The 22,895-nt window shown below is 63.5% G+C and carries 25 protein-coding genes and 1 pseudogene; 15 read left to right on the forward strand and 11 right to left on the reverse strand.

All coding sequences use genetic code 11. The features are described from left to right. Nucleotides 1–146: pseudogene (locus tag BUB20358_RS25435) on the reverse strand (AMP-binding protein); the annotation flags it as partial. A 303-nt stretch (nt 147–449) separates the two neighbouring features. Here BUB20358_RS25435 and BUB20358_RS25440 point away from each other — a divergent pair. The 9 genes from BUB20358_RS25440 to BUB20358_RS25480 all read left to right on the forward strand — a co-directional run bounded on the left by BUB20358_RS25440 (nt 450) and on the right by BUB20358_RS25480 (nt 7,726). Further along, a complete protein-coding gene (locus tag BUB20358_RS25440; RefSeq protein WP_035972060.1) occupies nt 450–1,358 on the forward strand; it encodes a DMT family transporter in 909 nt (302 codons plus the stop codon). Nucleotides 1,359–1,472: 114 nt separating this feature from the next. Then, nucleotides 1,473–2,057, forward strand: a complete 585-nt coding sequence (locus BUB20358_RS25445; protein WP_006763887.1) for a TIGR00645 family protein — start codon at nt 1,473–1,475, stop codon at nt 2,055–2,057. Between the two features lie 44 nt (nt 2,058–2,101). Further along, the gene (locus BUB20358_RS25450; RefSeq protein ID WP_006763886.1) at nt 2,102–3,625 is read left to right on the forward strand and encodes a fumarate hydratase; all 1,524 of its coding nucleotides are present in this window, start codon (nt 2,102–2,104) and stop codon (nt 3,623–3,625) included. Between the two features lie 190 nt (nt 3,626–3,815). Then, nucleotides 3,816–4,292 (forward strand): bacterioferritin, encoded by a 477-nt coding sequence (gene bfr / locus BUB20358_RS25455; protein WP_006763885.1) that lies wholly within the window; start codon nt 3,816–3,818, stop codon nt 4,290–4,292. 43 nt (nt 4,293–4,335) lie between these two features. Beyond that, nucleotides 4,336–5,190 (forward strand): glutamate racemase, encoded by an 855-nt coding sequence (gene murI / locus BUB20358_RS25460; RefSeq protein WP_035973319.1) that lies wholly within the window; start codon nt 4,336–4,338, stop codon nt 5,188–5,190. Between the two features lie 140 nt (nt 5,191–5,330). Then, nucleotides 5,331–5,567, forward strand: a complete 237-nt coding sequence (locus BUB20358_RS25465; RefSeq protein ID WP_006402037.1) for a (2Fe-2S)-binding protein — start codon at nt 5,331–5,333, stop codon at nt 5,565–5,567. Between the two features lie 218 nt (nt 5,568–5,785). After that, nucleotides 5,786–6,517 carry an energy transducer TonB gene (locus tag BUB20358_RS25470; protein WP_006763881.1) on the forward strand — a complete coding sequence of 244 codons (732 nt, stop codon included), beginning with the start codon at nt 5,786–5,788 and terminating at the stop codon, nt 6,515–6,517. A 35-nt stretch (nt 6,518–6,552) separates the two neighbouring features. Further along, nucleotides 6,553–7,284: a MotA/TolQ/ExbB proton channel family protein gene (locus tag BUB20358_RS25475; protein ID WP_035972058.1), complete on the forward strand. Its 732-nt coding sequence runs from the start codon at nt 6,553–6,555 to the stop codon at nt 7,282–7,284. Between the two features lie 13 nt (nt 7,285–7,297). Next, on the forward strand, nt 7,298–7,726 hold the full coding sequence (locus tag BUB20358_RS25480) for an ExbD/TolR family protein (protein ID WP_006763879.1): 429 nt from the start codon (nt 7,298–7,300) through the stop codon (nt 7,724–7,726). Between the two features lie 351 nt (nt 7,727–8,077). On the opposite strand, the gene BUB20358_RS25485 is transcribed toward BUB20358_RS25480, so the two are convergent. Beyond that, nucleotides 8,078–9,052, reverse strand: coding sequence for a LysR substrate-binding domain-containing protein (locus BUB20358_RS25485; RefSeq protein ID WP_006763878.1), 975 nt, complete (start codon nt 9,050–9,052; stop codon nt 8,078–8,080). Nucleotides 9,053–9,174: 122 nt separating this feature from the next. Here BUB20358_RS25485 and BUB20358_RS25490 point away from each other — a divergent pair, with 122 nt between their 5' ends. The 3 genes from BUB20358_RS25490 (at nt 9,175) to hemP (ending at nt 11,009) form a co-directional block, all read left to right on the forward strand. Next, a complete protein-coding gene (locus BUB20358_RS25490; protein WP_006763877.1) occupies nt 9,175–10,047 on the forward strand; it encodes a pirin family protein in 873 nt (290 codons plus the stop codon). A 96-nt stretch (nt 10,048–10,143) separates the two neighbouring features. Next, complete coding sequence (locus BUB20358_RS25495) at nt 10,144–10,626, forward strand: SRPBCC family protein (protein ID WP_006763876.1); 483 nt, start codon at nt 10,144–10,146, stop codon at nt 10,624–10,626. 137 nt (nt 10,627–10,763) lie between these two features. Beyond that, nucleotides 10,764–11,009 (forward strand): hemin uptake protein HemP, encoded by a 246-nt coding sequence (gene hemP, locus BUB20358_RS25500; protein ID WP_035972056.1) that lies wholly within the window; start codon nt 10,764–10,766, stop codon nt 11,007–11,009. A gap of 327 nt (nt 11,010–11,336) precedes the next feature. Here the strand turns inward: hemP and BUB20358_RS25505 are convergent, their stop codons facing one another. The 5 genes from BUB20358_RS25505 to uvrB form a co-directional block, all read right to left on the reverse strand. Further along, a complete protein-coding gene (locus BUB20358_RS25505; RefSeq protein ID WP_006763875.1) occupies nt 11,337–12,734 on the reverse strand; it encodes a 4Fe-4S binding protein in 1,398 nt (465 codons plus the stop codon). Beyond that, nucleotides 12,731–13,573, reverse strand: a complete 843-nt coding sequence (locus BUB20358_RS25510; RefSeq protein WP_006763874.1) for an FTR1 family iron permease — start codon at nt 13,571–13,573, stop codon at nt 12,731–12,733. The genes BUB20358_RS25505 and BUB20358_RS25510 overlap by 4 nt, the downstream gene beginning before the upstream one ends. Before the next feature lie 57 nt (nt 13,574–13,630). Beyond that, the gene (locus tag BUB20358_RS25515; protein ID WP_006763873.1) at nt 13,631–13,963 is read right to left on the reverse strand and encodes a cupredoxin domain-containing protein; all 333 of its coding nucleotides are present in this window, start codon (nt 13,961–13,963) and stop codon (nt 13,631–13,633) included. Between the two features lie 55 nt (nt 13,964–14,018). Then, a complete protein-coding gene (locus BUB20358_RS25520; protein WP_035972055.1) occupies nt 14,019–14,570 on the reverse strand; it encodes an iron transporter in 552 nt (183 codons plus the stop codon). A gap of 218 nt (nt 14,571–14,788) precedes the next feature. Then, a complete protein-coding gene (uvrB, locus tag BUB20358_RS25525; RefSeq protein WP_035972053.1) occupies nt 14,789–16,879 on the reverse strand; it encodes an excinuclease ABC subunit UvrB in 2,091 nt (696 codons plus the stop codon). A 248-nt stretch (nt 16,880–17,127) separates the two neighbouring features. On the opposite strand from uvrB, the gene BUB20358_RS25530 reads away from it, so the two are divergent. Further along, nucleotides 17,128–18,327 carry an amino acid aminotransferase gene (locus tag BUB20358_RS25530; RefSeq protein WP_006763870.1) on the forward strand — a complete coding sequence of 400 codons (1,200 nt, stop codon included), beginning with the start codon at nt 17,128–17,130 and terminating at the stop codon, nt 18,325–18,327. 112 nt (nt 18,328–18,439) lie between these two features. Here BUB20358_RS25530 and BUB20358_RS25535 read toward each other — a convergent pair whose 3' ends face one another. Continuing rightward, on the reverse strand, nt 18,440–19,228 hold the full coding sequence (locus BUB20358_RS25535; protein WP_006763869.1) for a 3-hydroxybutyrate dehydrogenase: 789 nt from the start codon (nt 19,226–19,228) through the stop codon (nt 18,440–18,442). Between the two features lie 165 nt (nt 19,229–19,393). On the opposite strand from BUB20358_RS25535, the gene BUB20358_RS25540 reads away from it, so the two are divergent. Further along, entirely contained in the window at nt 19,394–20,365 is a 972-nt protein-coding gene (locus tag BUB20358_RS25540) for a potassium channel beta subunit family protein (RefSeq protein WP_035972051.1), read from the forward strand. A 105-nt stretch (nt 20,366–20,470) separates the two neighbouring features. Continuing rightward, nucleotides 20,471–21,316 (forward strand): 23S rRNA (adenine(2030)-N(6))-methyltransferase RlmJ, encoded by an 846-nt coding sequence (locus BUB20358_RS25545; protein ID WP_006763867.1) that lies wholly within the window; start codon nt 20,471–20,473, stop codon nt 21,314–21,316. Nucleotides 21,317–21,328: 12 nt separating this feature from the next. On the opposite strand, the gene BUB20358_RS25550 is transcribed toward BUB20358_RS25545, so the two are convergent. The 3 genes from BUB20358_RS25550 to cueR all read right to left on the reverse strand — a co-directional run bounded on the left by BUB20358_RS25550 (nt 21,329) and on the right by cueR (nt 22,582). Beyond that, on the reverse strand, nt 21,329–21,706 hold the full coding sequence (locus tag BUB20358_RS25550) for a hypothetical protein (protein ID WP_065228297.1): 378 nt from the start codon (nt 21,704–21,706) through the stop codon (nt 21,329–21,331). A 109-nt stretch (nt 21,707–21,815) separates the two neighbouring features. Beyond that, nucleotides 21,816–21,962 (reverse strand): DUF3563 family protein, encoded by a 147-nt coding sequence (locus tag BUB20358_RS25555; protein ID WP_006763866.1) that lies wholly within the window; start codon nt 21,960–21,962, stop codon nt 21,816–21,818. A gap of 215 nt (nt 21,963–22,177) precedes the next feature. Further along, entirely contained in the window at nt 22,178–22,582 is a 405-nt protein-coding gene (gene cueR / locus BUB20358_RS25560; protein ID WP_006763865.1) for a Cu(I)-responsive transcriptional regulator, read from the reverse strand. Nucleotides 22,583–22,895: the final 313 nt, after the last annotated feature.

Below are 22,895 nucleotides of genomic sequence, written 5' to 3' on the forward strand. Positions count from 1 at the left end.
CGCGCCCAGAAGCCTTCGTAATCGCGCTCGGCTTCCGCGACGAGCGCGCGATAGGCCGGCATGCCGGAAATGGTCGCCGCCTTCGCGAGCGCCTCGGGGGGCGCAAACTGGCGGCTTTCGTGAAGAACCGATTCAATCGCAGACATCGACAACCCCTTGGTGAACATGAATCCTCTGCATGGCGGCGCGATCGTGCGCGCCGCGCGTCTTGGCCGGCGCATGCGCGCCGCTGTCTCCCACTCGCCCCGCGCGCAGCCGCAGGACTGCGCGCGATGCTGCGCCGCACCACGTGATTCGACGATGGTCGAACGGCTCGGCGGTTTCCACGATAAGCGCTCGAACTTACCCGTCACTTACGTGGCAACGCCGATTCGCGTGCCGGGCGGCGCTTTACGCTGTTATAAACGCGACCCTACAATCCTAACTGAACTCGCCTCACGGATTCCAGCTTGAATCGCTACGCGCTCTTTCTCATCCTGTCGATGCTGTTCGTCGGCAGCAACGTCGGTATCGGCAAGTCCATCGTCGTCTTCGTTCCCGTCGCCATCCTCGCCACGCTGCGCTTCGTGATCGCGATCGCCGTGCTGTGGCCGCTGTTCAGCCCGGTGAAGATGCGCGCGGTCAGACGCGGCGAATGGCTGAACCTGTTCCTGCAGGCATTCTTCGGCACCTTCATGTTCACGCTGCTGATGCTCAACGGCGTGCAGCGCACGAGCGCGGTCGCGGCCGGCGTGATCACCAGCACGATCCCCGCGATCGTCGCGCTGTTCGCGTGGCTGATCCTGCGCGAAAAACCGAACGGCCGCGCGCTCGTGTCGATCGCGCTCGCAATCGCCGGCGTCGTGACGATCAACCTCGCGAACGGCAGCGCCGGCGCACACGATGCCGGCCGCGCATCGGCCGGTTCGCTGAGCGGCAATCTGCTGATCCTCGGCGCGGTTTGCTGCGAATCGATCTACGTGATCCTGTCGCGCCGGCTCACGCAGACGCTCGCGCCGATCGACATCTGCGCGTATACGCATCTGTTCGGGCTGTTCCTGATGCTGCCGCTCGGCGCGACCGCGCTGTGGCATTTCGATTACGCGAGCGTGCCGGCCGGCACGTGGGCGCTCGTCGTGTGGTACGGGCTGTCGGCCAGCATTTTCTCGTTCTGGCTGTGGATGAAGGGCATCCGGCACGTGCCGGGCAGTCTCGCCGGCGTGTTCAGCGCGGTGCTGCCCGTCGCCGCGGCCGCATACGGGATCGCGTTCCTCGGCGAGCGCCCGACGCTCGCGCACGGCGTTGCGCTCGCGTGCGTCGTGGCCGGCATCGTGCTCGCGAGCCTGCGCGTGAAGCGCGCGCCGGCCGCGGCGTCCTGATCCGTCCCCGCGAGCGGCCGCGCGTCGCTGCAGCGGCGTCGGCCGACGCGTTACAATAGCGCGCCTTTTCGAAACCACCCCCGATACCCGCGCACCGCGCCCGTACCTCCGATCATGTCCGCCCCGCATACGCCCGGCCATCCCGCTCCTCGTCCGCTGCGCCCGCTTCCCGCATTGATCTTCATGAGCCGCTGGCTTCAGGTGCCGCTTTATCTGGGCCTGATCGTCGCGCAGGCCATCTATGTATTCCTGTTCCTGAAGGAAGTCTGGCACCTGCTGTCGCATGCGACCGGCCTCGACGAGATCAGCGTGATGCTCGCGGTGCTCGGCCTGATCGACGTGGTGATGATCTCGAACCTGCTGATCATGGTGATCGTCGGCGGGTACGAAACGTTCGTGTCGCGCCTCGGCATCGAAGGGCATCCGGACGAGCCCGAGTGGCTCGACCACGTGAATGCGGGCGTGCTGAAGGTCAAGCTGTCGATGGCGCTGATCAGCATTTCGTCGATCCATCTGCTGAAGACGTTCATCAACCCGGATCAACACACGACGCACGCGATCATGTGGCAAGTCATCATCCACGTCGCGTTCCTCGTGTCGGCGCTCGTGATGGCGTGGGTCGACCGCCTGACGACGCACACGCACCCTGCCCATTTCGACGAGGCGCAAGCGCCCGCGGCGTCCCGGACGGCGGCCTGAAACGCCGCCCACGCATTCCCCACAGTCCTCACAGAGTCTCAGCCATGACCGTCATCAAACAGGAAGACCTGATCCAGAGCATCGCGGATTCGCTGCAGTACATCAGCTACTACCACCCGCTCGACTACATCCAGGCGCTCGGCCGCGCGTACGAGCTGGAAGAGAGCCCGGCCGCGAAGGACGCGATCGCGCAGATCCTGACGAACAGCCGCATGTGCGCGGAAGGCCGCCGGCCGATCTGCCAGGACACCGGCATCGTCACGATCTTCGTGAAGGTCGGCATGGATGTGCGCTGGGACGGTGCGACGATGGGCGTCACCGACATGATCAACGAAGGCGTGCGCCGCGGTTACACGCATCCGGACAACGTGCTGCGCGCGTCGATCGTCAATCCGCCGGAAGGGGCGCGCAAGAACACGAAGGACAACACGCCGGCCGTGATCCACTACGAGATCGTGCCGGGCGACAAGGTCGACGTGCAGGTCGCGGCGAAGGGCGGCGGCTCGGAGAACAAGTCGAAGTTCGTGATGCTGAACCCGTCCGACTCGATCGTCGACTGGGTGCTGAAGACGGTGCCGACGATGGGCGCCGGTTGGTGCCCGCCCGGCATGCTCGGGATCGGTATCGGCGGCACCGCCGAGAAGGCGATGCTGATGGCGAAGGAATCGCTGATGGAGCCGATCGACATTCAGGAAATCATCGCGCGCGGCCCGAAGGACTGGATCGAGGAACTGCGTGTCGAACTGCACGAAAAGGTCAACGCGCTCGGCATTGGCGCGCAGGGCCTGGGCGGCCTGTCGACCGTGCTCGACGTGAAGATCATGGCCGCGCCGACGCACGCCGCGTCGAAGCCGGTCGCGCTGATCCCGAACTGCGCGGCCACGCGCCACGCGCATTTCGTGCTCGACGGCTCGGGCCCCGCGAAACTCGAAGCGCCGTCGCTCGACGCCTGGCCGAAGGTTCAGTGGGAACCCAATACGGAAACCAGCAAGCGCGTCGATCTGAACACGCTGACGCCGGAAGAAGTCGCGAGCTGGAAACCGGGCCAGACGCTGCTGCTGTCGGGCAAGATGCTGACCGGTCGCGACGCGGCGCACAAGCGCATCGCGGACATGCTCGCGAAGGGCGAGAAGCTGCCGGTCGACTTCACGAACCGCGTGATCTACTACGTCGGCCCGGTCGATCCGGTGCGCGACGAAGTGGTCGGCCCGGCCGGCCCGACGACCGCGACGCGGATGGACAAATTCACCGAGACGATGCTCGCGCAGACCGGCCTGATCTCGATGATCGGCAAGGCCGAACGCGGCCCTGTCGCGATCGACGCGATCAAGAAGCACAAGGCGGCCTATCTGATGGCGGTCGGCGGCGCCGCGTATCTCGTGTCGAAGGCGATCCGCGACGCGAAGGTGCTCGCGTTCGAAGATCTCGGGATGGAAGCGATCTACGAATTCGACGTGAAGGACATGCCTGTAACAGTTGCTGTCGATTCGTCGGGCACGTCGGTGCATCAGACCGGTCCGAAGGAATGGCAGGCCAAGATCGGCAAGATCCCGGTCGCTGCCGCGTGAGCGATCGAACGAAAGGCCGGACGGTGTCCGGCCTTTTTACTTCTCATTCTCATTGTCGTGTGCGGACCGCCGTTCGCGGCTGATTCTCATTACACGCAAAAGGCGCGCCCGGCATCGTATCGACGCTTGGCTTTTCGGATTCGAGCGATTATCGTTCGGTTTCTGAAGCCCCACTGAACAAGGAACAGCCATGCAAGGCGACAAGAAAGTCATCGAATATCTGAACGCCCAACTGAAGAACGAACTCACGGCGATCAACCAGTACTTCCTGCATGCCCGCATGTACAAGCACTGGGGCCTCGACAAGCTCGGCAAGCACGAATACGACGAATCGATCGGCGAAATGAAACATGCCGACTGGCTGATCGAGCGCGTCTTCATGCTCGACGGTCTGCCGAATCTGCAGGATCTGCACAAGCTCCTCGTCGGCGAGGAAACCGAGGAAATCCTGAAGTGCGACCTGAAGCTCGAGCAGATCTCGCAGGCCACGTGCAAGGAAGCGATCGCCTACTGCGAATCGGTGCGCGACTACGTGTCGCGCGAGATCTTCGAAAAGATTCTCGACGACACCGAAGAGCACATCGACTGGCTCGAAACGCAGATCGACCTGATCGCGAAGGTCGGCCTGCAGAACTACCAGCAGTCGATGATGGGTTCGCCCGAGTAAGCATCGAGCCGCCACGATTCCCGCTCCCCTCGCCATCGCGATGATGACCCGCCCGACCGCCGCCGCGACGCACGCCGCCGCTCCGATCGGAATCTTCGATTCCGGGCTCGGCGGCCTTTCCGTGCTGCGTGCGGTGCGCGCGCATCTGCCCGGCGAATCGTTCATTTACGTCGCCGATGCGCGCTACGTCCCATACGGCGAGCGCGACGATGCGTTCATCACGGAGCGCACGATCGCGATCGGCGAATGGCTGGTCGGACAACGCGCGAAAGCGCTCGTCATCGCATGCAACACGGCCACCGCCCAGTCGATTGCCGCGGCGCGCGAGCGCCTCGCGATTCCGGTGGTCGGCGTCGAACCGGGCATCAAGCCGGCCGTCCAGCAGTCGGCAAGCGGCGTCGCCGGCGTGCTCGCCACGCAGTCGACGCTGCGCAGCGCACGCTTTCAGGCACTGCTCGAACGCCACGGCGCCGGGTGCCGATTCATCTGCCAGCCCGGACACGGCCTCGTGCAGGCAATCGAGCGCGGCGACACGGGCTCCCCCGCGCTGCGCGCGCTGCTCGCCGACTATCTGCACCGGATGCTCGACGAAGGCGCCGATACGGTCGTCCTTGGCTGCACGCACTATCCGTTTCTGATCGCGACGATTCGCGACATCGTCGGCGACCGCCTGTCGATCGTCGATACGAGCGATGCGATCGCCCGCCAACTGGTCCGCGTGCTCGATCAGCACGACCTGCGCGCGCCGGACGACACGCGCGCGGCACCGCCTCGCTTCTGTTCGACCGGCGAAGGCCGGCAACTGCAGGCGCTGGCGTCGACGTTGCTCGCTCTCGACGCGCCCGTCGAATCCATCATTGTGCCGTCGCCGAGCGCGCACGCCTGCACGCCTGCCTGACAGCGCCGTTCGCCCGTCTCGTTGCTGGCCGCCGACTCTTCTTCAAGGGTCTGATCGCCTAAAAAAACCCGGCCCACGCTTGTCAACCTCCGCAAATTTAATGATAATAATTCGCATTAACGTTAGCTATCGCACTCATCATGATCGTCTGCGTGTGCAAGTCTGTATCGGATCGCAAGATTCGCGCGTCGCTCGCCGAGGGCGTCGACTCTTTCGATGAACTCCAGTTCGAACTCGGCGTAGCTACGTGCTGCGGCAAGTGCGAGGAGTCCGTACGCGACCTCATGGCCGAGCATGGCGTCTGCGCGAGCCGTTGCGGCGTCGAGCATCATGCTCACCCGATCCCGGTAACGTTCTACGAACGCAAGGCGGCCTGATCGGCGCCGAATGTGCGCGTGCGGCCGCAGCCGCATTTTTTGCATCGACCGTCAGCAAGCCATCGTCTGCGCGAGCCAGCGGCTTACCCGCCAAGGAGCCTGTGATGGAATTGCTGATCGGATTCGTAACCACCGTGTGCATCTCGCTGCTGATCTTCCGCAAGTGATGCCAATTCACCCGCCGCGCCCCGGGTGCGACGTCGTTCTTTCAAGCTAACATGCAGGCTTCGCATTCCGCCCCTGCCGGCGCCCTGCCGGCCGCTCCACGTATGAATCCCCGAGTCGTCGCCGTCGCGGTCGGCGTGCTTGCCGCACACGCGATCATGCTGGCGGCAGCGTGGCTCCATCGCAGTGCGCCGCCGCCCAAATCGGTGGAAGTCCAGTCGATCACCGCGCAACTGATCGCGCCTGCGCCGATCGCGCAGCCGGTCGCGGCCGAATCGATTCCTCAACCCGCTCCACCGAAGCCGACGCCGCGCGTGAAACCGAAGGTCGAGCCGAAGCCGGTGCCGAAGGCAGTCAAGCCAACGCCTCAGCCGCTTGCGCCGTCGCCCGAACCGTCGCCGACGCCCGCGCCCGCCGCCGATCCGACGCCTGCTCCGGCCGCGCCCGCTGCCGCGGCGCCGGCCGCCGCGCCGGGGCCCGCGCGCGAAACGATGCAGGTCAGCGCGCCGAAAAACGTGCCGACGCTCCAGTGCAATTTCGTCAAGCCCGACTACCCGTCGATGTCGCGCCGTCGCGGAGAATCGGGCACCGCTTATGTGCATTTCGTGGTCGGCGTGACCGGCAAGATCGAAAGCATCGAGTTGCAGAAGAGCAGCGGCTATCCGCGCCTCGACGATGCCGCGCTCGACGCGATGCGTGCGACGACCTGCCGTCCGTATATCGAGAACGGTCAGGCGATCCGCGCCGCCCGCACACAGCCATACAGCTTCGGGCTTACCGACTAACCTGCCTTATCCGGAAGATTCAAAGGGAAACAAAAATGCAAAGCTACGGTATCGCGCACGTCTGGGCGCAAGGTGATTTCGTCACACGCGCCATTGCGATCACGCTGCTCTTGATGTCGGTCCTGTCGTGGATCGTGATCATCGTCAAGGGCTGGAACGTCGTTCGCCTGAACCGCCTCACGAAGAATGCCGAACAGGCGTTCTGGCATTCCGACGACTTCGACGACGGCATCAAGAAGCTGGGCCAGGCCGCGTCGACGCCGAGCGACAATCCGTTCCTCGCGCTCGCACTGTCCGGCAAGGAGGCCGCCGATCATCATCATCAGACGCAACCGCACCTGCACGACCGGATGGACGTATCCGACTGGATCACGCGCTGCCTCAAGGACACGATGGACGAAGGCATTTCGCGCATGCAGAGCGGCCTCGCGATCCTCGCGTCGATCGGCAGCACGGCGCCGTTCGTCGGCTTGTTCGGCACGGTGTGGGGCATCTACCACGCGCTGCTCGTGATCGGCGCAACCGGTCAGACGTCGATCGACCAGGTCGCGGGCCCGGTCGGCGAATCGCTGATCATGACGGCGTTCGGACTGTTCGTCGCGATCCCGGCCGTGCTCGGCTATAACGCGCTGACGCGCGCGAACAAGGGTGTCGTCAGCAAGCTGCGCCGCTTCGCGCACGGCCTGCATGCCTATTTCGTGACGGGTGCGCGCCTCGCGTCGTCGTCGACGCGCGACGGCCTGCGTCTCGCGACGCGTGCCAGCTGAAGCGGGGTGAACCATGGCGATGAATACCGGTTTCAGCGACGATGACGACGATGGCGTGATGAGCGAGATCAACATGACGCCGCTCGTCGACGTCATGCTGGTCCTTCTGATCATTTTCCTCGTGACGATTCCGGCGATGCAGCATGCGGTGAAGATCGATCTGCCGCACGCGAGCAGCCAGCCCGTCGACGAAAAACCGCAGACGGTCGACGTCGCAATCCAAGGCAACGGTACGATCCTGTGGAACGATCAGGCCGTCACGCGCGAGCAGTTGCAGGCGCACATCGCGGAAGCGGCCAAGCAGCAGCCGCAACCGGAATTGCACCTGCGCGCGGACCGCAAGATCGCATACGAGCGCGTGGCCGAAGTCATGTCGGACGCGCAAGCCGGCGGGCTGACGAAACTCGGTTTCGTGACCGAGCCGAGCACGAAAGCGAAGTAACGCACACGCGTTTCTCGCTGGCGGCCCCGCAAAGTAAAAGGCCTTCATCGCCAGATGAAGGCCTTTTTTCATGCGCACGCGGGCGCCTTCGGGCGGCGGGCTCTTCGGCGGTATCGGTTACGCCTCGAGCAACGCAAATGCGACTACCGTGGTCTGCACGGACTGCGCGTTCTGCCCTATCTGGCTCGCAATATATGCGGCCACCTGATTCCGCTCAGAACTTCCTTCGCGAAATGGGATTTCAATATAGGCTCGGCCGAGTACGCATTCAAGGCCCCCGCCGATTGAAACTTGCGATTGCGGACGACGCTTCAATGACAAAACAAATCCGCCACGCTGCGCATGCCGTGTTCAAGGAGATGCCGCGTCGGCTGCCGCTGTCGCTGCCGCGCGCTCGGGACAGCTCGGTTGCTGATATTCGCCGTGGTCGAGCTTTTCGACCAGATAGTCGACGAACGCACGCACTGCGGGCGGCATCCCTTGCCGCGACACGAATACCGCATAAAGCTGCGGCACCGGCAATGTCCAGCCCGGCATCACCGGCGACAGTTGGCCGGCCCGCAATGCATTGCCATACATCATCTCAGGCAGCGCGGCGATGCCAAGCCCGTCGAGCACGGCCTCGCGGATCGTCATCAGATCGGCCGTCACGAGCCGCGGATCGTGCTCGTGCAAATGGCGCGTGCCGTCCGGCGCAATCAGGTTGAATACATGGCGCCCGTCGACGCTTGGCGTATCGAGCGTCTCGAACTTTGCAAGATCGTCCGGCACGAGCGGCGGCGCGTTCTGGTTCAGCAGGCTCGGCGCGCCGACCAGCATCTGCTCGGTTCGCCATAGCGGCCGCACGACGATGTTTGCGTTTTGCGGCGGCTCCGAGCGCACGCGCAGTGCGACGTCGATCGAATCCTCGAACAGGTCGATCACGCGATTGGTCACACGGATGTGCACCTTGACCTCGGGATAGCGACGCAGGAATTCGGGCAGGATGCGCGACAACATCGTCTGGGACAGCGTAACCGGCACGCTGACGCGCACGGAGCCGCGCGGCGACGCGCGCAGCTGCTGCACCGCGTTCATCGCCGCCCGCGCCTCGGCGAGCATCGCCTGGCAGTGTTGATAGAACAGCTCGCCGGCCTCGGTGAGTGCAAGCTTGCGGGTCGAGCGCTGCAGCAGGCGTACGCCGAGCGCCGCTTCAAGCTCCGTCAGGCGTCGTGACAGGCGCGATTTCGAGATGCCCAGCACGCGCTCCGCAGCCGAGAATCCCCCGTGCTCGACGACCTGCGAAAAATACATGAGGTCGTTGAGGTTATGTGCATCGATATTCATGTCATCGTTCCAATTTCAGAACAATCCATTGCGACCTGTCGCCAATCCACCGGTAAAACGCTCAATATAATAGCGCTATGTTTCAAAAATAACGCTATTCCGATGATCTCGAGGGCTTATCGATGACGACTGCTCGCTCGCTTGACCGCACGTACCCCGCCCTTCGCACAACTGAAGGCGGCGGGTTCGTGGTTCATCGGCCGTTCCCCACGCGGCTGTTGATGGATTTCGATCCGTTCCTGCTGCTCGACGAAATGGGCCCCATCGACTACGCGCCCGGCGACGCGAAGGGCGCCCCGGACCACCCGCACCGCGGCTTCGAGACCGTCACTTACGTGCTCGACGGGCGCTTTCACCACCGCGACTCCGCCGGCCATGCCGGTACGCTCGGCCCGGGCGACGTGCAGTGGATGACGGCTGGCGCCGGCGTCGTGCACAGCGAGATGCCGGACCCGGCGTTCGCACAATCGGGCGGCCGCTCGCACGGCTTTCAGCTGTGGGTCAATCTTCCGCGTCGAGACAAACTCGTCGCCCCTCGCTATCAAGAGATCGCCGCCGACAGAATCCCCGATGCGACCTCGCCGGACGGGCGCGCGCGTGTGAGGGTGATCGCGGGCGAAGCGTTCGGCGCGCGGGCTGCGATCGAGACGCGCACGCCGATCCTCTATCTGCACTTCACGCTGCAAGCCGGCGCGTCCGTCGCGCAACCCGTGCCCGCGGGCTACCGCGTGTTCGCGTATCCGATCGACGGCGCGGGCCGCTACGGGCCGGACAAGCAGCGCATCGAGGCGCGCCACATGATCGTGTACGGCGACGATGGCGACATCGTTACGTTCGAAGCGGACGACACGCCGCTCGACCTGCTGCTGATCGGGGGCGTGCCGCTCAACGAGCCGATCGTCCGCTACGGTCCGTTCGTGATGAATACCGAAGAGGAGATCCGGCAAGCGGTCGTCGATTATCAAACCGGTCGCATGGGTCGCATCGAGTCGTAATGCCGACGCCGCGCGAGTGCCGCGAAGCGCTCCATTTTGCGTCACAATAGCTTCTTGAATCACGCGGCTCCCAGCCGCCAGAAGGAACCCGTCCCCTTGAACTTCGAACATCTGATCCAGATCAACACCGACGATCCCGACGTGCCGAACCTCACTCGCGACCAGTTGTGGGAAGGCTTGGTACTGCGTGCCGAACAGCCGCAACTGTTCGTGATTGGACTCGATAGCTGTGTCGTTCGCGAACGGACGGACACGACGCTGGAGCGCGAGCTGCACTACGGTCACGCGACGGTACGCGACCGCGTAACGTTCACGCCGAACCGCCAGGTTCGCTACGACGTCCACGCAGCGGACGGCGAGATCGGCGGTTCGCTCACGATGACGATCGAGGAGCGCGACGATCGGCAATTGTTCCTGCGCTTCGAATACCGCACGACGCTGACGGTCACGGACGATAGCGAGGAAGCGCGGCAGACGCACGGCATCGTCAAGGAGGCATATCGCACGTCCGATATCGATACCGTGCGTCTGATTCGCGAATATGCGCAGGGCCGCAAAGACCCGGATCCGCTGCATTGACGTCGTCGGCGGCCTCGAGCCGCCTCTTTGATTCAGGCTATCGCCGCCTCTGTTTCCATCGATAAAGAGTCTTTGTAAATGGGAATGGTTATCATTTAGAATTCATTCCATCGTATCGACAGTCACCGATCAACCGAATGACCGACACCATGCGCCCGACCACGCTGACTTTGCGCCGCACCAGCAGCACTGCAAGCAGCAGCCGTCAAAAGACGGCAGCGGTCACCACGCCGGCGAAACCGGCCGGCAACCGCGACGCAGGCACACGGGTCCTCAGCAGCGATGCGCTGCTGCAAGGCCATAGCCATATCAGCATCGCGCACAACGGAGAGACTTATCAGCTGCGTGCCACACGGCTCGGCAAGCTGATCCTGACGAAGTAACGACAGAGTATTGTGGGGACCACCTCCCTGAGAGGTGTTGGGCATTAGCCAGCTTAACGGCTTGCACGCGAGATCTAGACCCCTTCGTGCAAACACACTCAAGCAGCCGTTGCAGCAAGCCAAGCCACTTTTTTGGTTCTCGCACAAAGAAAGAAAGCGACACGTCGAAGGACGTGTCGCTTTTTGTTTGGACGGACGAAAGTTGCGTAGCGCCGCAGCGCATCGTGCGCACGCTTCACTGTTGCTTCAACGCATTCGAAGGTCGGCTGGGAAGTCGTCGTCAAGACTGCCTCTGAAGGCGACCGCCACAGCCAACACTAACGGCCGTCAGAAACCCCAGAACATCAGCCACCACGCGCTGTCGATAACGGCGAGCGCGGCAGCGAACCACACCAGCGCCGCCATCCGGCGCGACAAAGCCGCGTAACGCCCCGCCACCTTCCACGCGAGCCACGCGCTCCATGCGTTTGCCCCGACCAGTATCGCGATGCGCACGTCCGTCGCCCAACCGAGCGGTACATGTTCGGCACGCAGCAGCGACAACGTCGTCGCGGATAGCCCGAGAAACACGCCGGCGCCCGCGATCGGAATCAGCGCCTGCGCGAGATGATGCAGTCGCACGCGTTCGAAGCGGCCGAGCATCAGCGTCGCGCCGGCGAGCAACACGAGTAACGCGGTACCGTATACGAGCCCCGTACCGACGATGTAGCTGACGATCAGCCCGCCGTCGAGCCACGAGAATACGTCGTTGCGGTCCGGATAATGCGTGAGCAGGAACCACGGCGCGTTCGTTTGGAGCGGCCAGGTGATGTCTCGATCGAGCAGCCAGCCTGCGAGCCATTGCTTGATCTGCACGAACCACGGACTGACGGTCCAGTGGAACGCGCCGATCGCGACACCGAGCAAGCCGTACAGGATTAGCGCGGTGTCCCACGGGTTCGCTTGCTGCGCGCCGAGATTCACGACTTCGTCCGATGGCGAGCGCCACGACAGTGCAATCGCGTCGCGATGGCCGCTGCAGCGGCCGCACATGTGGCATGCAGCGGCACCCTTCATGTTTCGCAGCGGCACGAGCGGCGCACAGTTGATCGGGATGACTCGATGCCCGTGTTCGCCGTTCTTGTACGAGCGGCGCCACGCGTCCTCGTCGACCTTGTAGCGCATCGGCGCAAGCCGCGCGAGCAGTCCGAATACGCCATTGACCGGGCACAGGTACTTGCACCACACGCGTTTCTCTCGACCGTACAGCAAGCCGATCACGATCGCCGCGGCCGTCGAACCGCCGAGCACGAGCAGCACCGCGAGCGGATATTGATACACGCTGACCATTTGCCCGTAGATGGTCGTGATCCCGAATGCGACGAATGGCCAGCCGCCCCACCGCATCCAGCGGGGAATCGCGCGACCGCGGCCGAACGTGCTTGCGAACTCGGCGAGCGCGCCTTCGGGGCACAGCGCGCCGCACCACACACGGCCGAGCATCACCATCGACAGCAGCACGAAAGGCCACCATATGCCCCAGAACACGAATTCGGCGGCAAGCGTCAGATTGCTCCACAAATGCGCGGAATCGTCCGGCAGCGGCATCACGGCCGGCACGATGATCAGGAACGCGTAGACGGCTACGACGACCCATTGGATCCCGCGGATCAGCGCACCATGGCGCTGCATCCACTGGCCGGCCTGCGCAAGCCGGCCCGGTTTGGCTGCGGCGACAACGCTCATGCCGCGCGGCCCGCTGCAACAGCCGGACGGCGGTTCGCGCGCTTCATCAGCAGCCACACGACGGCCCAATACGCGACGTACGCGATCAGGTTCGTCAACGCCGGGTGAGCACGGTATCCGGTGAGTGTCGCGACGAGCGAACCGAACGTGCCGGAGTCGTCGAGCAACGCGGACGTGTCCCACAGCTGCGAAATGCCGAGCGGCAGGATCTCCTTGTCGATTAGCTTGTCGACACCGGTCTCGAACAGGCCCGCCCCGAGGAACAGGAGCATCACCTCAGTGACGCGGAAGAAATGCCGCCACGAGAAGTACTTGCCGCCGAGTTGCAGCAGATAGAACGTCAGGAACGCCAGCCCGAGCCCGATCACGACCGCGAGCATCTGGCTGCCGTCGACATGCCCCGACTGCCCGAACCCGAGGCCGTACAGAAAGATCACCGTCTCGCTGCCTTCGCGCGCAATCGCGAGCGCGACCAGCACCGCGACACCCCACCAGTTCGAGTCGCGCGTGCTCTGCTGCAGCGACTGCTCCATATCGCGCTTCAGCGTGCGGCCGTGTCGACGCATCCATAGCACCATCTGCACGATCAGCACACAGGCGATCAGCACCATCGCCGTCTGGAAATAGTCCTGCGCGTCGCCGGACAGCACTTCAGTGAAACCGACCAGCGCGGCGCCCAGCCCGACGGCCATCAGCAGACCGACGGCGACACCCGTCCACAGGAACGGCAGGCCGCGGCGCGCATCGTCGTCGCCGTTCTTCAGCCATGCATAGAGGATGCCGACGACGAGCAGCGCTTCGACGCTCTCCCGCCAGACGATGAACAAGATCTGACCCATTGAATCCTCCTGACATGCGGGCAGCGCCCTCGCGCACCCGCACGCAGATAAAGCACGTTACTTCGCGACGATCACGCCCTGCGCCTGCTGGTGAAAATCGTCGAAAAACTTGTATTCGCCCGGCGACAGCGGCGCAACGACGACGAACGAATCGGCGCCCGGCGCGAGCACCTTCTCCTTGCGCAACTGCACGCTCTCGAATTCGGCGGCACCCTTGCCGGTGTTTTTGATCTCGATCTTGAAGCGCTGGCCGGCCGGCACCTCGATGCGGGCCGGATTCAGCTTGCCGTCCGCCATCTCGAGCTTGAACGTCGGCAGGTCGGCGCCCTGCGCGGCGCCGGCAAGCCACAACGCGGCAGCCGCTACAGCAATTTTCTGGGGAAATTTCATCCTGGGCTCTCTACGCGGACGGCGCGCCGAAGCGCGCCGTTCGTGATGCAACCGATCAGTACCCGCCCTTCTTGCCGATGCCGGCGAACGGGAAGTCGTATTCGAGGGTAATGGGCTTGAACCACGGACCGACGCCGGTTTCCTTGTCGACGTGGCGGCCGAACGCCATGTGGCCCGACTGCATCGGCGGCTTCACGATCAGCGTCAGGTGGTACTTGCCCGGCCCGTTCAGCTTCACGTTGTCGCCGTAATGCGGACCGTCGCTCGCGACCATGCCCATCAGATCGCCTTCGGCCTTCCACTTCGTGTCGCCCTGCTTCGTCAGCTTGTATGCGACCTGCAGGTACGGCATCCAGTCGCCTTCGGCGAAACCCGTCGGATTGTTCTTGACCGCGTGGATGTCGGCCTCGAGGTGAATGTCGGAATCCGACGCCTTGCGCATCATCCCTTCCGGGTCCATCGTGATCGGCTGCAAATAGACCGCGCCGATCTCCATGCCGCCCTGAATCTGCTGCTTGCCGATCGGATACTCGGCAGCCGAGGCCGACATCGCGGCAAATGCCGCCGCTACCGCAACCGACGTGCGGATGAACGAAGAACCCAACATGGACACTCCTTGTTATTTGTCTGACAGCATGCGAGCCGCCCGCCGGGACGGCTCGCCGGAAACACTAACGCAACGAAGAACGTTAATGCGAACTATTCTCAATAATTGCGGAGTTTAGCACCGAACCTGTTGCGGAACAAACGAGAACGCCGGTAAACCCCTGATCCGACAAGGCTTACAGGCGCGTTACCGAATCGTTGCGTAACCCTTGGAAAGATTTATCGTCCAGTGTCGACGTGGTCGCCGACGTTCGCGCCGAACACGCGCTCGCGCAGCAGCGCGAGCTGATCGCGGGTCGCCGCCGCTTTTTCGAACTCGAGGTTCTTCGCGTAGTCGGCCATCTGCTTTTCGAGGCGCTTGATTTCCTTCGCGATCTGCTTTTCCGACATGTCCTCGAATTTCGCGCGCTGCTGCGCCTCCTTCAGTTCCGCACGCGCGTCGTCCGGGTTGTAGACGCCGTCGATGATGTCCTTGATGCGCTTCACGACGCCGCGCGGCGTGATGCCCATCTTCTCGTTGTACGCGATCTGTTTCGCGCGACGTCGCTCGGTCTCGCCGATCGCGCGCTTCATCGACTCCGTCATCGTGTCGGCATAGAGAATCGCCTTGCCGTTCACGTTTCGTGCAGCGCGCCCGATCGTCTGGATCAGCGAACGCTCGGCGCGCAGGAAACCTTCCTTGTCCGCATCGAGGATCGCGACCAGCGACACCTCGGGAATGTCGAGCCCCTCGCGCAGCAGGTTGATGCCGACCAGCACGTCGAACGTACCGAGCCGCAGATCGCGAATGATCTCGACACGCTCGACCGTGTCGATGTCGCTGTGCAGATAGCGCACCTTGATGCCGTGGTCGGCCAGAAACTCGGTGAGCTGCTCGGCCATCCGTTTCGTCAGCACGGTGATCAGCACGCGCTCGCCGGCCGTCACGCGCGCGTTGATCTCGGTCAGCACGTCGTCGACCTGCGTGCTGGCCGGCCGCACTTCGATCTCGGGATCGACGAGCCCCGTGGGCCGTACGACCTGCTCGGCGATCTGTCCGGTCACGCGCTGCTCGTAGTCAGCAGGCGTCGCCGACACAAACACCACCTGACGCATCTTGCGCTCGAACTCGTGGAACTTGAGCGGCCGGTTGTCGAGCGCCGACGGCAGCCGGAACCCGTAATTCACGAGGTTTTCCTTGCGCGCGCGGTCGCCGTTGTACATGCCGTTCAGCTGGCCGATCAGCACATGCGACTCGTCGAGGAACATCACTGCATCGGGCGGCAGGTAGTCGACGAGCGTCGGCGGCGGTTCACCGGGCGCGGCACCGGAAAAGTGCCTCGAGTAGTTCTCGATGCCCTTGCAGAAGCCGAGCTCCTGCAACATCTCGAGGTCGAATCGCGTGCGCTGCTCGAGACGCTGCGCTTCGACGAGCTTGCCTTCGCGATGGAAGAATTCGAGCCGCTCGCGCAGTTCCTCCTTGATCGTCTCGACCGCGCGCATCACCGTGTCGCGCGGCGTCACGTAGTGCGACGACGGATACACGGTAAAGCGCGGGATCTTCTGCCGCACGCGGCCGGTCAGCGGATCGAACAGCTGCAGCGTCTCGACCTCGTCGTCGAACAGCTCCACGCGCACGGCCATCTCCGCATGTTCGGCCGGGAAGATGTCGATCGTGTCGCCGCGCACGCGGAACGTGCCGCGCTGGAAGTCCTGTTCGTTGCGCGTGTACTGCATCGCGATCAGCCGCGCGATCACTTCGCGCTGGCCGAGCTTGTCGCCGCTGCGCAGCGTCAGGATCATCTGGTGGTATTCGGACGGGTTGCCGATACCGTAGATCGCCGACACCGTCGCGACGATCACCACGTCGCGACGCTCCATCAGGCTCTTCGTCGCCGACAGTCGCATCTGCTCGATGTGCTCGTTGATCGACGAATCCTTCTCGATGAACAGGTCGCGCTGCGGCACGTAGGCCTCAGGCTGGTAGTAGTCGTAGTACGACACGAAATACTCGACTGCGTTGCGCGGGAAGAACTCCCGGAACTCCGCATAGAGCTGCGCGGCGAGCGTCTTGTTCGGTGCGAACACGATCGCCGGCCGGCCGAGCCGCGCGATGGTGTTCGCCATCGTGAAAGTCTTGCCCGAACCGGTCACGCCGAGGAGCGTCTGGAAGGACAGGCCGTCGTGGACGCCCTCGACGAGCGTGTCGATCGCGGTCGGCTGATCCCCTGCGGGCGGATACGGTTGATACAGCTGGAACGGGGACCCTTCGAAGGTCACGAATTTCGATTCGTCGAGCGCGTCGCCGACTTCGGCATGATGTTCGGACATGGAATACGGCTGGGGCAAAGGCAAAGAAACCATTCTAGCGCTTCGCGGGGCGTCGAACTGCTGTCGCCTGCCGACACGCGGCGAGCGTCCGGATCGCCGGTTCACCGTCGAATCGCCGCCCCGTGCGCGTCGAATTCGCTACAATGTCAGGCTGCTGCGCTCGCCGGCGTCGTAGCTGTCCGCGCGCATTCGCTGCGCCGCTCCGCCGGCTGAAAGCCTGACCCTCTTTTCACAACTGCCGAATCATCATGTCGCTCTTCTCCGCTGTCCAGCTTGCTCCCCGCGACCCGATCCTGGGCCTGAACGAAGCCTTCAATGCCGATACGCGTCCGACCAAGGTCAATCTCGGCGTCGGCGTGTACACGAACGAAGAAGGCAAGATCCCGCTGCTGCGCGCGGTTCGCGAAGCGGAGAAGGCACGCGTCGAAGCCGGACTGCCGCGCGGCTATCTGCCGATCGACGGGATCGCCGCCTATGACGCGGCCGTGCAGAAGCTGCTGCTCGGCAACGATTCGCCGCTGATCGCCGCCGGCCGCGTGGTCACGGCCCAGGCGCTGGGCGGCACGGGCGCATTGAAGATCGGCGCGGATTTCCTGCGCACCGTCAACCCGAACGTGAAGGTCGCGATCAGCGACCCGAGCTGGGAAAACCATCGCGCGCTGTTCGAGGCCGCGGGCTTCGACGTGGTCTCGTACCCGTACTACGACGCTGCAACGAACGGCGTGAACTTCGACGGCATGTTGTCGGCCCTGAACGGCTACGGGCCCGGCACGATCGTCGTGCTCCACGCGTGCTGCCACAACCCGACCGGCGTCGATCTGACCGAAGCGCAGTGGCAGCAAGTCGTCGAAGTCGTGAAGGCACGCAATCTCGTGCCGTTCCTCGACATCGCGTATCAAGGCTTCGGCGAAAGCATCGAAGCGGACGCAGCGGCCGTGCGGCTCTTTGCTGCGGCCGATCTGAACGCGTTCGTGTCGTCGTCGTTCTCGAAGTCGTTCTCGCTGTATGGCGAGCGCGTCGGCGCGCTGTCGATCATCACGTCGAGCAAGGACGAAGCGGCGCGCGTGCTGTCGCAGCTCAAGCGCGTGATTCGCACGAACTACTCGAATCCGCCGACGCACGGCGGTGCGGTCGTCGCAGCCGTGCTCGCGTCGCCGGAACTGCATGCGGCCTGGGTGCAGGAACTCGGCGAAATGCGTGATCGTATCCGCGCGATGCGCAACGGTCTGGTCGAGCGCCTGAAGGCGAGCGGCGTCGATCGCGACTTCAGCTTCATCAAGGCGCAGCGCGGGATGTTCTCGTATTCGGGCCTGACGGCTGCGCAAGTCGATCGCCTGCGCGAAGAATTCGGCATTTATGCGGTCAGCACCGGCCGGATCTGTGTCGCAGCGCTGAACACGCGCAACCTCGATGCGGTCGCCGCCGCGGTCGCCGCTGTTCTGAAGTAAATCGACGCGGCTTCGCCACAGTGAAAAACGCGCTCTTCCGAGCGCGTTTTTTTATGCCGCCGCCGATGGACGGCAGCACCGGCGCGTCGCTCGGCGGCCCGCGTCGGCGCGGTTACTGCATGAACCAGCCGTGGCTGACGACGAACGATTGACCGGTGAGCGCCGCGCTCGGGAACGCCGACAGGAACAGCACCGTCTGCGCGACGTCCTGCACCGTCGTGAACACGCCGTCCACCGTATTGCCGAGCATCACCTTCTTCACCACTTCCTCTTCGCTGATCCCCAGCTCCTTCGCCTGCTCCGGAATCTGCTTGTCGACCAGCGGCGTGCGCACGAAGCCCGGACACACGACGTGCGAACGCACGTTGTGCTTCGCACCCTCTTTCGCGAGCACGCGCGCCAGACCGAGCAGCCCGTGCTTGGCCGTCACGTACGCGGACTTCAGCGGCGACGCCTCGTGCGAATGCACCGAACCCATGTAGATCACAACGCCGCCGCGATCGTCCTTGTACATGTGCTTGAGCGCGGCCTTGGTCGTCAGGAACGCGCCGTCGACGTGAATCGCCTGCATCTTCTTCCAGTCGGCGAACGAGTAGTTCTCGATCGGGTTGACGATCTGGATGCCCGCATTCGACACGAGGATGTCGACCGAGCCGAACGTCGCGGCAACCTTGTCGATCCCGCTGTTCACCGCTTCCTCGCTGGTCACGTCCATCGCGACGCCGATCGCCTTGCCGCCCGCGGCGTTGATCTCGGCGGCGACTGCGTTCGCGCCGTCCTGGTTCAGGTCGGCGATCGCCACCGCCGCGCCCGCCTTCGCGAGCTCCAGCGCGATTTCCTTGCCGATGCCGCTCGCGGCGCCCGTGACGACGGCGGTCTTGCCGCTCAGATTTGCTGCCATGCCCGTCTCCTTCTGTTGTTGGGTCGATAATGCGCCGCCCGTCGCATGCCGCGCTGATTGCACAGTCGTGCCGGCAGGCCAGGCAATATTGTGCACGATCGGCGCCGCCGTTCGCGTGCAAAACGTCTAAGCTTAATGACTGTTCTGCCTTGCAGGAGATTTCACATGGAGTATCGACGGCTGGGCCGCTCCGGCCTGCAAATCAGCGCGCTCTCGCTCGGCTCGTGGGTCACGTACGGTAATCAGGTCGATCAGCGGGTGGCGCGCGAATGTCTCGCCGCAGCGCGCGACGCAGGCGTCAATTTCTTCGACAACGCCGAGGTCTACGCGAGCGGCAAATCCGAGGAAATCATGGGCCACGCATTGAAGTCGCTCGGCTGGCCGCGCATCAGCTACATCGTATCGACAAAATTCTTCTGGGGACTCGCCGAAGCGCCGAATCAATATCACACGCTGAACCGAAAGTATCTGCTGAATGCGATCGACGGTTCGTTGCGTCGGCTGCAGCTCGATTACGTCGACCTCGTTTACTGCCACCGGCCCGATCCCCATACGCCGATCGACGAAACCGTCTGGGCCATGAGCGACATCATCGCGCGCGGTAAAGCGCTGTACTGGGGCACGTCCGAATGGAGCGCCGACGAGATTCGCGCAGCGTACGAGATCGCCGAGCGGCATCATCTGCACAAGCCGGTGGTCGAGCAGCCTCAATACAACCTTTTCCACCGCACGCGGGTCGAGCAGGAGTACGCGCGTCTCTATGACGATTACGGCCTCGGTTTGACGACCTGGAGCCCGCTGGCCTCCGGCTTGCTGACCGGCAAATACCGCAACGGCGTGCCGGAGGGCAGCCGCGCACAGGTGCACGGCTACGACTGGTTGCGAGATCGTCTGACCGATCCGGCCAGCAACGCTATCGTCGAGCGGCTTGGCGATATCGCGGCCGAGCTCGGCTGCAGCACGGGTCAGCTCGCGATTGCGTGGGTGCTCGCCAACCCGCGCGTGAGTTCCGTCATTACAGGCGCGTCGCGGATCGAGCAGATCGGCGACAACATGCGCGCGCTCGACGTCGCCGCGAAGCTGACGCCGGATCTGAAGCAACGCATCGAGGAGGAGGTCGGCGACGCTTACGAGTGAGGCGAGCTGCGATCACTCGCGTACAATACGGCCCCTCATCGGCACTCGGCCCGTTCGCTGCGCGGCCGGTCCTATCGATTCATCTTCCGTTTCCAGGCAGCCGCCATGCTCAGCTATCGTCACGGTTTTCACGCAGGCAACCACGCGGACGTACTCAAGCACACCGTCGTCGTTCAACTGCTGCGCTACCTGAACAAGAAAGACAAGTCGTACTGGTACATCGACACGCATGCGGGCGCCGGCGTGTATTCGCTGCGCGACGGCTATGCGGCGAAGACGGCGGAATTCGAAACGGGCGTTGGCCCGCTGTGGAACGACCGAGACCTGCCGGCAGCGCTTGCCGATTACGTCGACGAAGTACGCGCACTGAACGACGACGGCGAATTGCGCTACTACCCCGGCTCACCGTATCTGGCGTGGCGATTGATGCGCGAACAGGATCGAATGCGCCTGTTCGAATTGCATACGACGGAAATCGACGTGCTTCGCCACAACTTCCGCGATGCGGGCCGACGCGCGATGATCTTCGCCGGCGACGGCTTCGACGGCATCAAGGCCCTGCTGCCACCACCGCCTCGGCGTGCGCTCGTATTGATCGACCCGTCTTACGAGGACAAGAAGGACTATGCGCGGACCCTCGCGTGCGTGACCGAAAGCCTGAAGCGTTTTGCGACCGGCTGCTACGCGATTTGGTATCCGCAAGTCGCGCGAGTGGAATCGCAGCGTTTTCCGGAGCAGCTCAAGCGGCTGCAGCCGGACAATTGGCTCCATCTGACATTGACGGTATCGAATCCGCCGACGGACGGACTGGGCCTCTACGGAAGCGGGATGTTCATTCTGAATCCTCCGTACACCCTCGCGCAGAGCATGAACGAAGCACTGCCCTATCTGGTGGAACGGCTGGGACAGTACAGCGGCGCGCGCTTCCAGGTCGAGCAGCGCGGCAACTGACCGAGCGGATCGCTACGGCTGCAACGGCTGCGATCGCGGCATGGGCCGGGGACGGTTCGGCGACGAACCATCCCAGCCCGGGACGTTGATATACGGTGCGACAAACAGCGGGACGGATTGACTCAACGGCTGCCCGGCCGGCATCCGAATGCCCGCCGGTTCGACAATCGGCTCGGGCGACAGCGGCGCAGTCTGCAACACCAAGCCACCCTTGCCGTCCTGAATGCCGCGTTGCGTGTCGAGTATCAGCGGCTTCGACGAAGTCGCGGCGCCGGCCGTTAGACCATGAATCAGCATCGCCGCCCCGAAAACGAGACGCGCGCGGGAAATGCAGCGCACATCGAGACGTCCACGCATGGTCATATCCTTCTTGTTGAAAAGCAGGTCCATAACATAGCGCCGCGTCGGCGAATTCGCCAGATCCCGCGTACAAAAAAAGCCCCGTCGATACGGGGCTTGTTTTCTTTCGGTGCCGAGCGGCACCTGACGGGCACTCCGATTACAGCGAGTAGCCCTTGGTCTCGAGCGAGCGAATGCGTTGCTCGAGCTGGACAATGTCCGACGACGTGGCGAGGTAGGCCTCACGGCGCTCGCGCTCCGCAGATTCGAACCAGTTGCTCAGCTTTTCGACGATGTAGGCGATCATGGTGTTCTCCAAGGAAGAGGGACCCCTGGCGAATCGAGATTCAGGGATTTCCCGTATAGGGTTATCCCGAATTATAGCGACGTCGCACCCGGATGCCAGTGAAATGCGCGCATGGGGGTCATTCCGATTTGGAATGGAGACATCCGTCATGAATGCAACTATTTGATTTTTAATCGATTTTTCTGTAGCATCATTCTGGACCTCGAATGAACGCACTAATCTGGGTCACTGGACGTATCGGCCAAGCGCGCCAAAATCGGGCATTCCGGGCGAGCGTCACCCTGACAGTGCGCGGCCAGATCGGCTAGCGTGTTGCGCATGTCGGTCAATTCGGCAATGCGCTCGTCGAGTTCGGCCACATGCTCCAACGCGATCGACTTTACTTCGGCACTGGCGCGCAACCGGTCTTGCCACAGCGTCAGCAGTTTCCGGATGTCCTCGACGAGAAAACCAAGTCTCCGCGCCTGTCGGATGAATCGGAGAATGTGAATTTCGTCCGACCCGTAGATCCTGTAGCCCGCGTCGCTACGCTTGCTCGGTGCGAGAAGACCGACCTGCTCGTAGTAACGGATCATCTTTGCGCTGACGCCCGATGCGCGCGAAGCGTCGCCGATATTCATTCCTCTGCCCTCTCCATCAAGCCTCAGTTTTCGAAGAAACGTCGACGCACTCAGTCGCCGACGATGTTTCGATCGTACCAAACCGAGCCGTTCTATATGTGCGGCACGATCCGCCGGCATCAACACGGGGAAGTGCGTCGTAGGCGTTGGTGCGGACCCTCGCGACGCCGCCACGCGAGCGTAGCAAGCGCCCGGATGTTTTTACGTCGCGCAAACGCAAAAACCCCCGCCGATTGGGCGGGGGTTTGCGCGGCAAGGGGAGCCTGACGATTACCTACTTTCACACGGGAATCCGCACTATCATCGGCGTAGA

Source organism: Burkholderia dolosa (genome assembly GCF_902499135.1).
Taxonomy (GTDB): Bacteria; Pseudomonadota; Gammaproteobacteria; order Burkholderiales; family Burkholderiaceae; genus Burkholderia; species Burkholderia dolosa.

What these genes read in the sequence shown, in the direction of transcription:
- BUB20358_RS25445 (WP_006763887.1), top strand. Translation starts at nt 1,473, where the DNA reads ATGTCCGCCCCGCATACGCCCGGCCATCCCGCTCCTCGTCCGCTGCGC.
- BUB20358_RS25470 (WP_006763881.1), top strand. Translation starts at nt 5,786, where the DNA reads ATGCAGGCTTCGCATTCCGCCCCTGCCGGCGCCCTGCCGGCCGCTCCA.
- murI (WP_035973319.1), top strand. Translation starts at nt 4,336, where the DNA reads ATGACCCGCCCGACCGCCGCCGCGACGCACGCCGCCGCTCCGATCGGA.
- hemP (WP_035972056.1), top strand. Translation starts at nt 10,764, where the DNA reads ATGACCGACACCATGCGCCCGACCACGCTGACTTTGCGCCGCACCAGC.
- BUB20358_RS25530 (WP_006763870.1), top strand. Translation starts at nt 17,128, where the DNA reads ATGTCGCTCTTCTCCGCTGTCCAGCTTGCTCCCCGCGACCCGATCCTG.
- BUB20358_RS25450 (WP_006763886.1), top strand. Translation starts at nt 2,102, where the DNA reads ATGACCGTCATCAAACAGGAAGACCTGATCCAGAGCATCGCGGATTCG.
- BUB20358_RS25540 (WP_035972051.1), top strand. Translation starts at nt 19,394, where the DNA reads ATGGAGTATCGACGGCTGGGCCGCTCCGGCCTGCAAATCAGCGCGCTC.
- BUB20358_RS25555 (WP_006763866.1), bottom strand. Translation starts at nt 21,962, where the DNA reads ATGATCGCCTACATCGTCGAAAAGCTGAGCAACTGGTTCGAATCTGCG.
- BUB20358_RS25475 (WP_035972058.1), top strand. Translation starts at nt 6,553, where the DNA reads ATGCAAAGCTACGGTATCGCGCACGTCTGGGCGCAAGGTGATTTCGTC.
- BUB20358_RS25490 (WP_006763877.1), top strand. Translation starts at nt 9,175, where the DNA reads ATGACGACTGCTCGCTCGCTTGACCGCACGTACCCCGCCCTTCGCACA.
- BUB20358_RS25515 (WP_006763873.1), bottom strand. Translation starts at nt 13,963, where the DNA reads ATGAAATTTCCCCAGAAAATTGCTGTAGCGGCTGCCGCGTTGTGGCTT.
- BUB20358_RS25485 (WP_006763878.1), bottom strand. Translation starts at nt 9,052, where the DNA reads ATGAATATCGATGCACATAACCTCAACGACCTCATGTATTTTTCGCAG.
- BUB20358_RS25550 (WP_065228297.1), bottom strand. Translation starts at nt 21,706, where the DNA reads ATGGACCTGCTTTTCAACAAGAAGGATATGACCATGCGTGGACGTCTC.
- BUB20358_RS25480 (WP_006763879.1), top strand. Translation starts at nt 7,298, where the DNA reads ATGGCGATGAATACCGGTTTCAGCGACGATGACGACGATGGCGTGATG.
- BUB20358_RS25520 (WP_035972055.1), bottom strand. Translation starts at nt 14,570, where the DNA reads ATGTTGGGTTCTTCGTTCATCCGCACGTCGGTTGCGGTAGCGGCGGCA.
- BUB20358_RS25505 (WP_006763875.1), bottom strand. Translation starts at nt 12,734, where the DNA reads ATGAGCGTTGTCGCCGCAGCCAAACCGGGCCGGCTTGCGCAGGCCGGC.
- BUB20358_RS25465 (WP_006402037.1), top strand. Translation starts at nt 5,331, where the DNA reads ATGATCGTCTGCGTGTGCAAGTCTGTATCGGATCGCAAGATTCGCGCG.
- BUB20358_RS25545 (WP_006763867.1), top strand. Translation starts at nt 20,471, where the DNA reads ATGCTCAGCTATCGTCACGGTTTTCACGCAGGCAACCACGCGGACGTA.
- cueR (WP_006763865.1), bottom strand. Translation starts at nt 22,582, where the DNA reads ATGAATATCGGCGACGCTTCGCGCGCATCGGGCGTCAGCGCAAAGATG.
- BUB20358_RS25510 (WP_006763874.1), bottom strand. Translation starts at nt 13,573, where the DNA reads ATGGGTCAGATCTTGTTCATCGTCTGGCGGGAGAGCGTCGAAGCGCTG.
- uvrB (WP_035972053.1), bottom strand. Translation starts at nt 16,879, where the DNA reads ATGTCCGAACATCATGCCGAAGTCGGCGACGCGCTCGACGAATCGAAA.
- BUB20358_RS25535 (WP_006763869.1), bottom strand. Translation starts at nt 19,228, where the DNA reads ATGGCAGCAAATCTGAGCGGCAAGACCGCCGTCGTCACGGGCGCCGCG.
- bfr (WP_006763885.1), top strand. Translation starts at nt 3,816, where the DNA reads ATGCAAGGCGACAAGAAAGTCATCGAATATCTGAACGCCCAACTGAAG.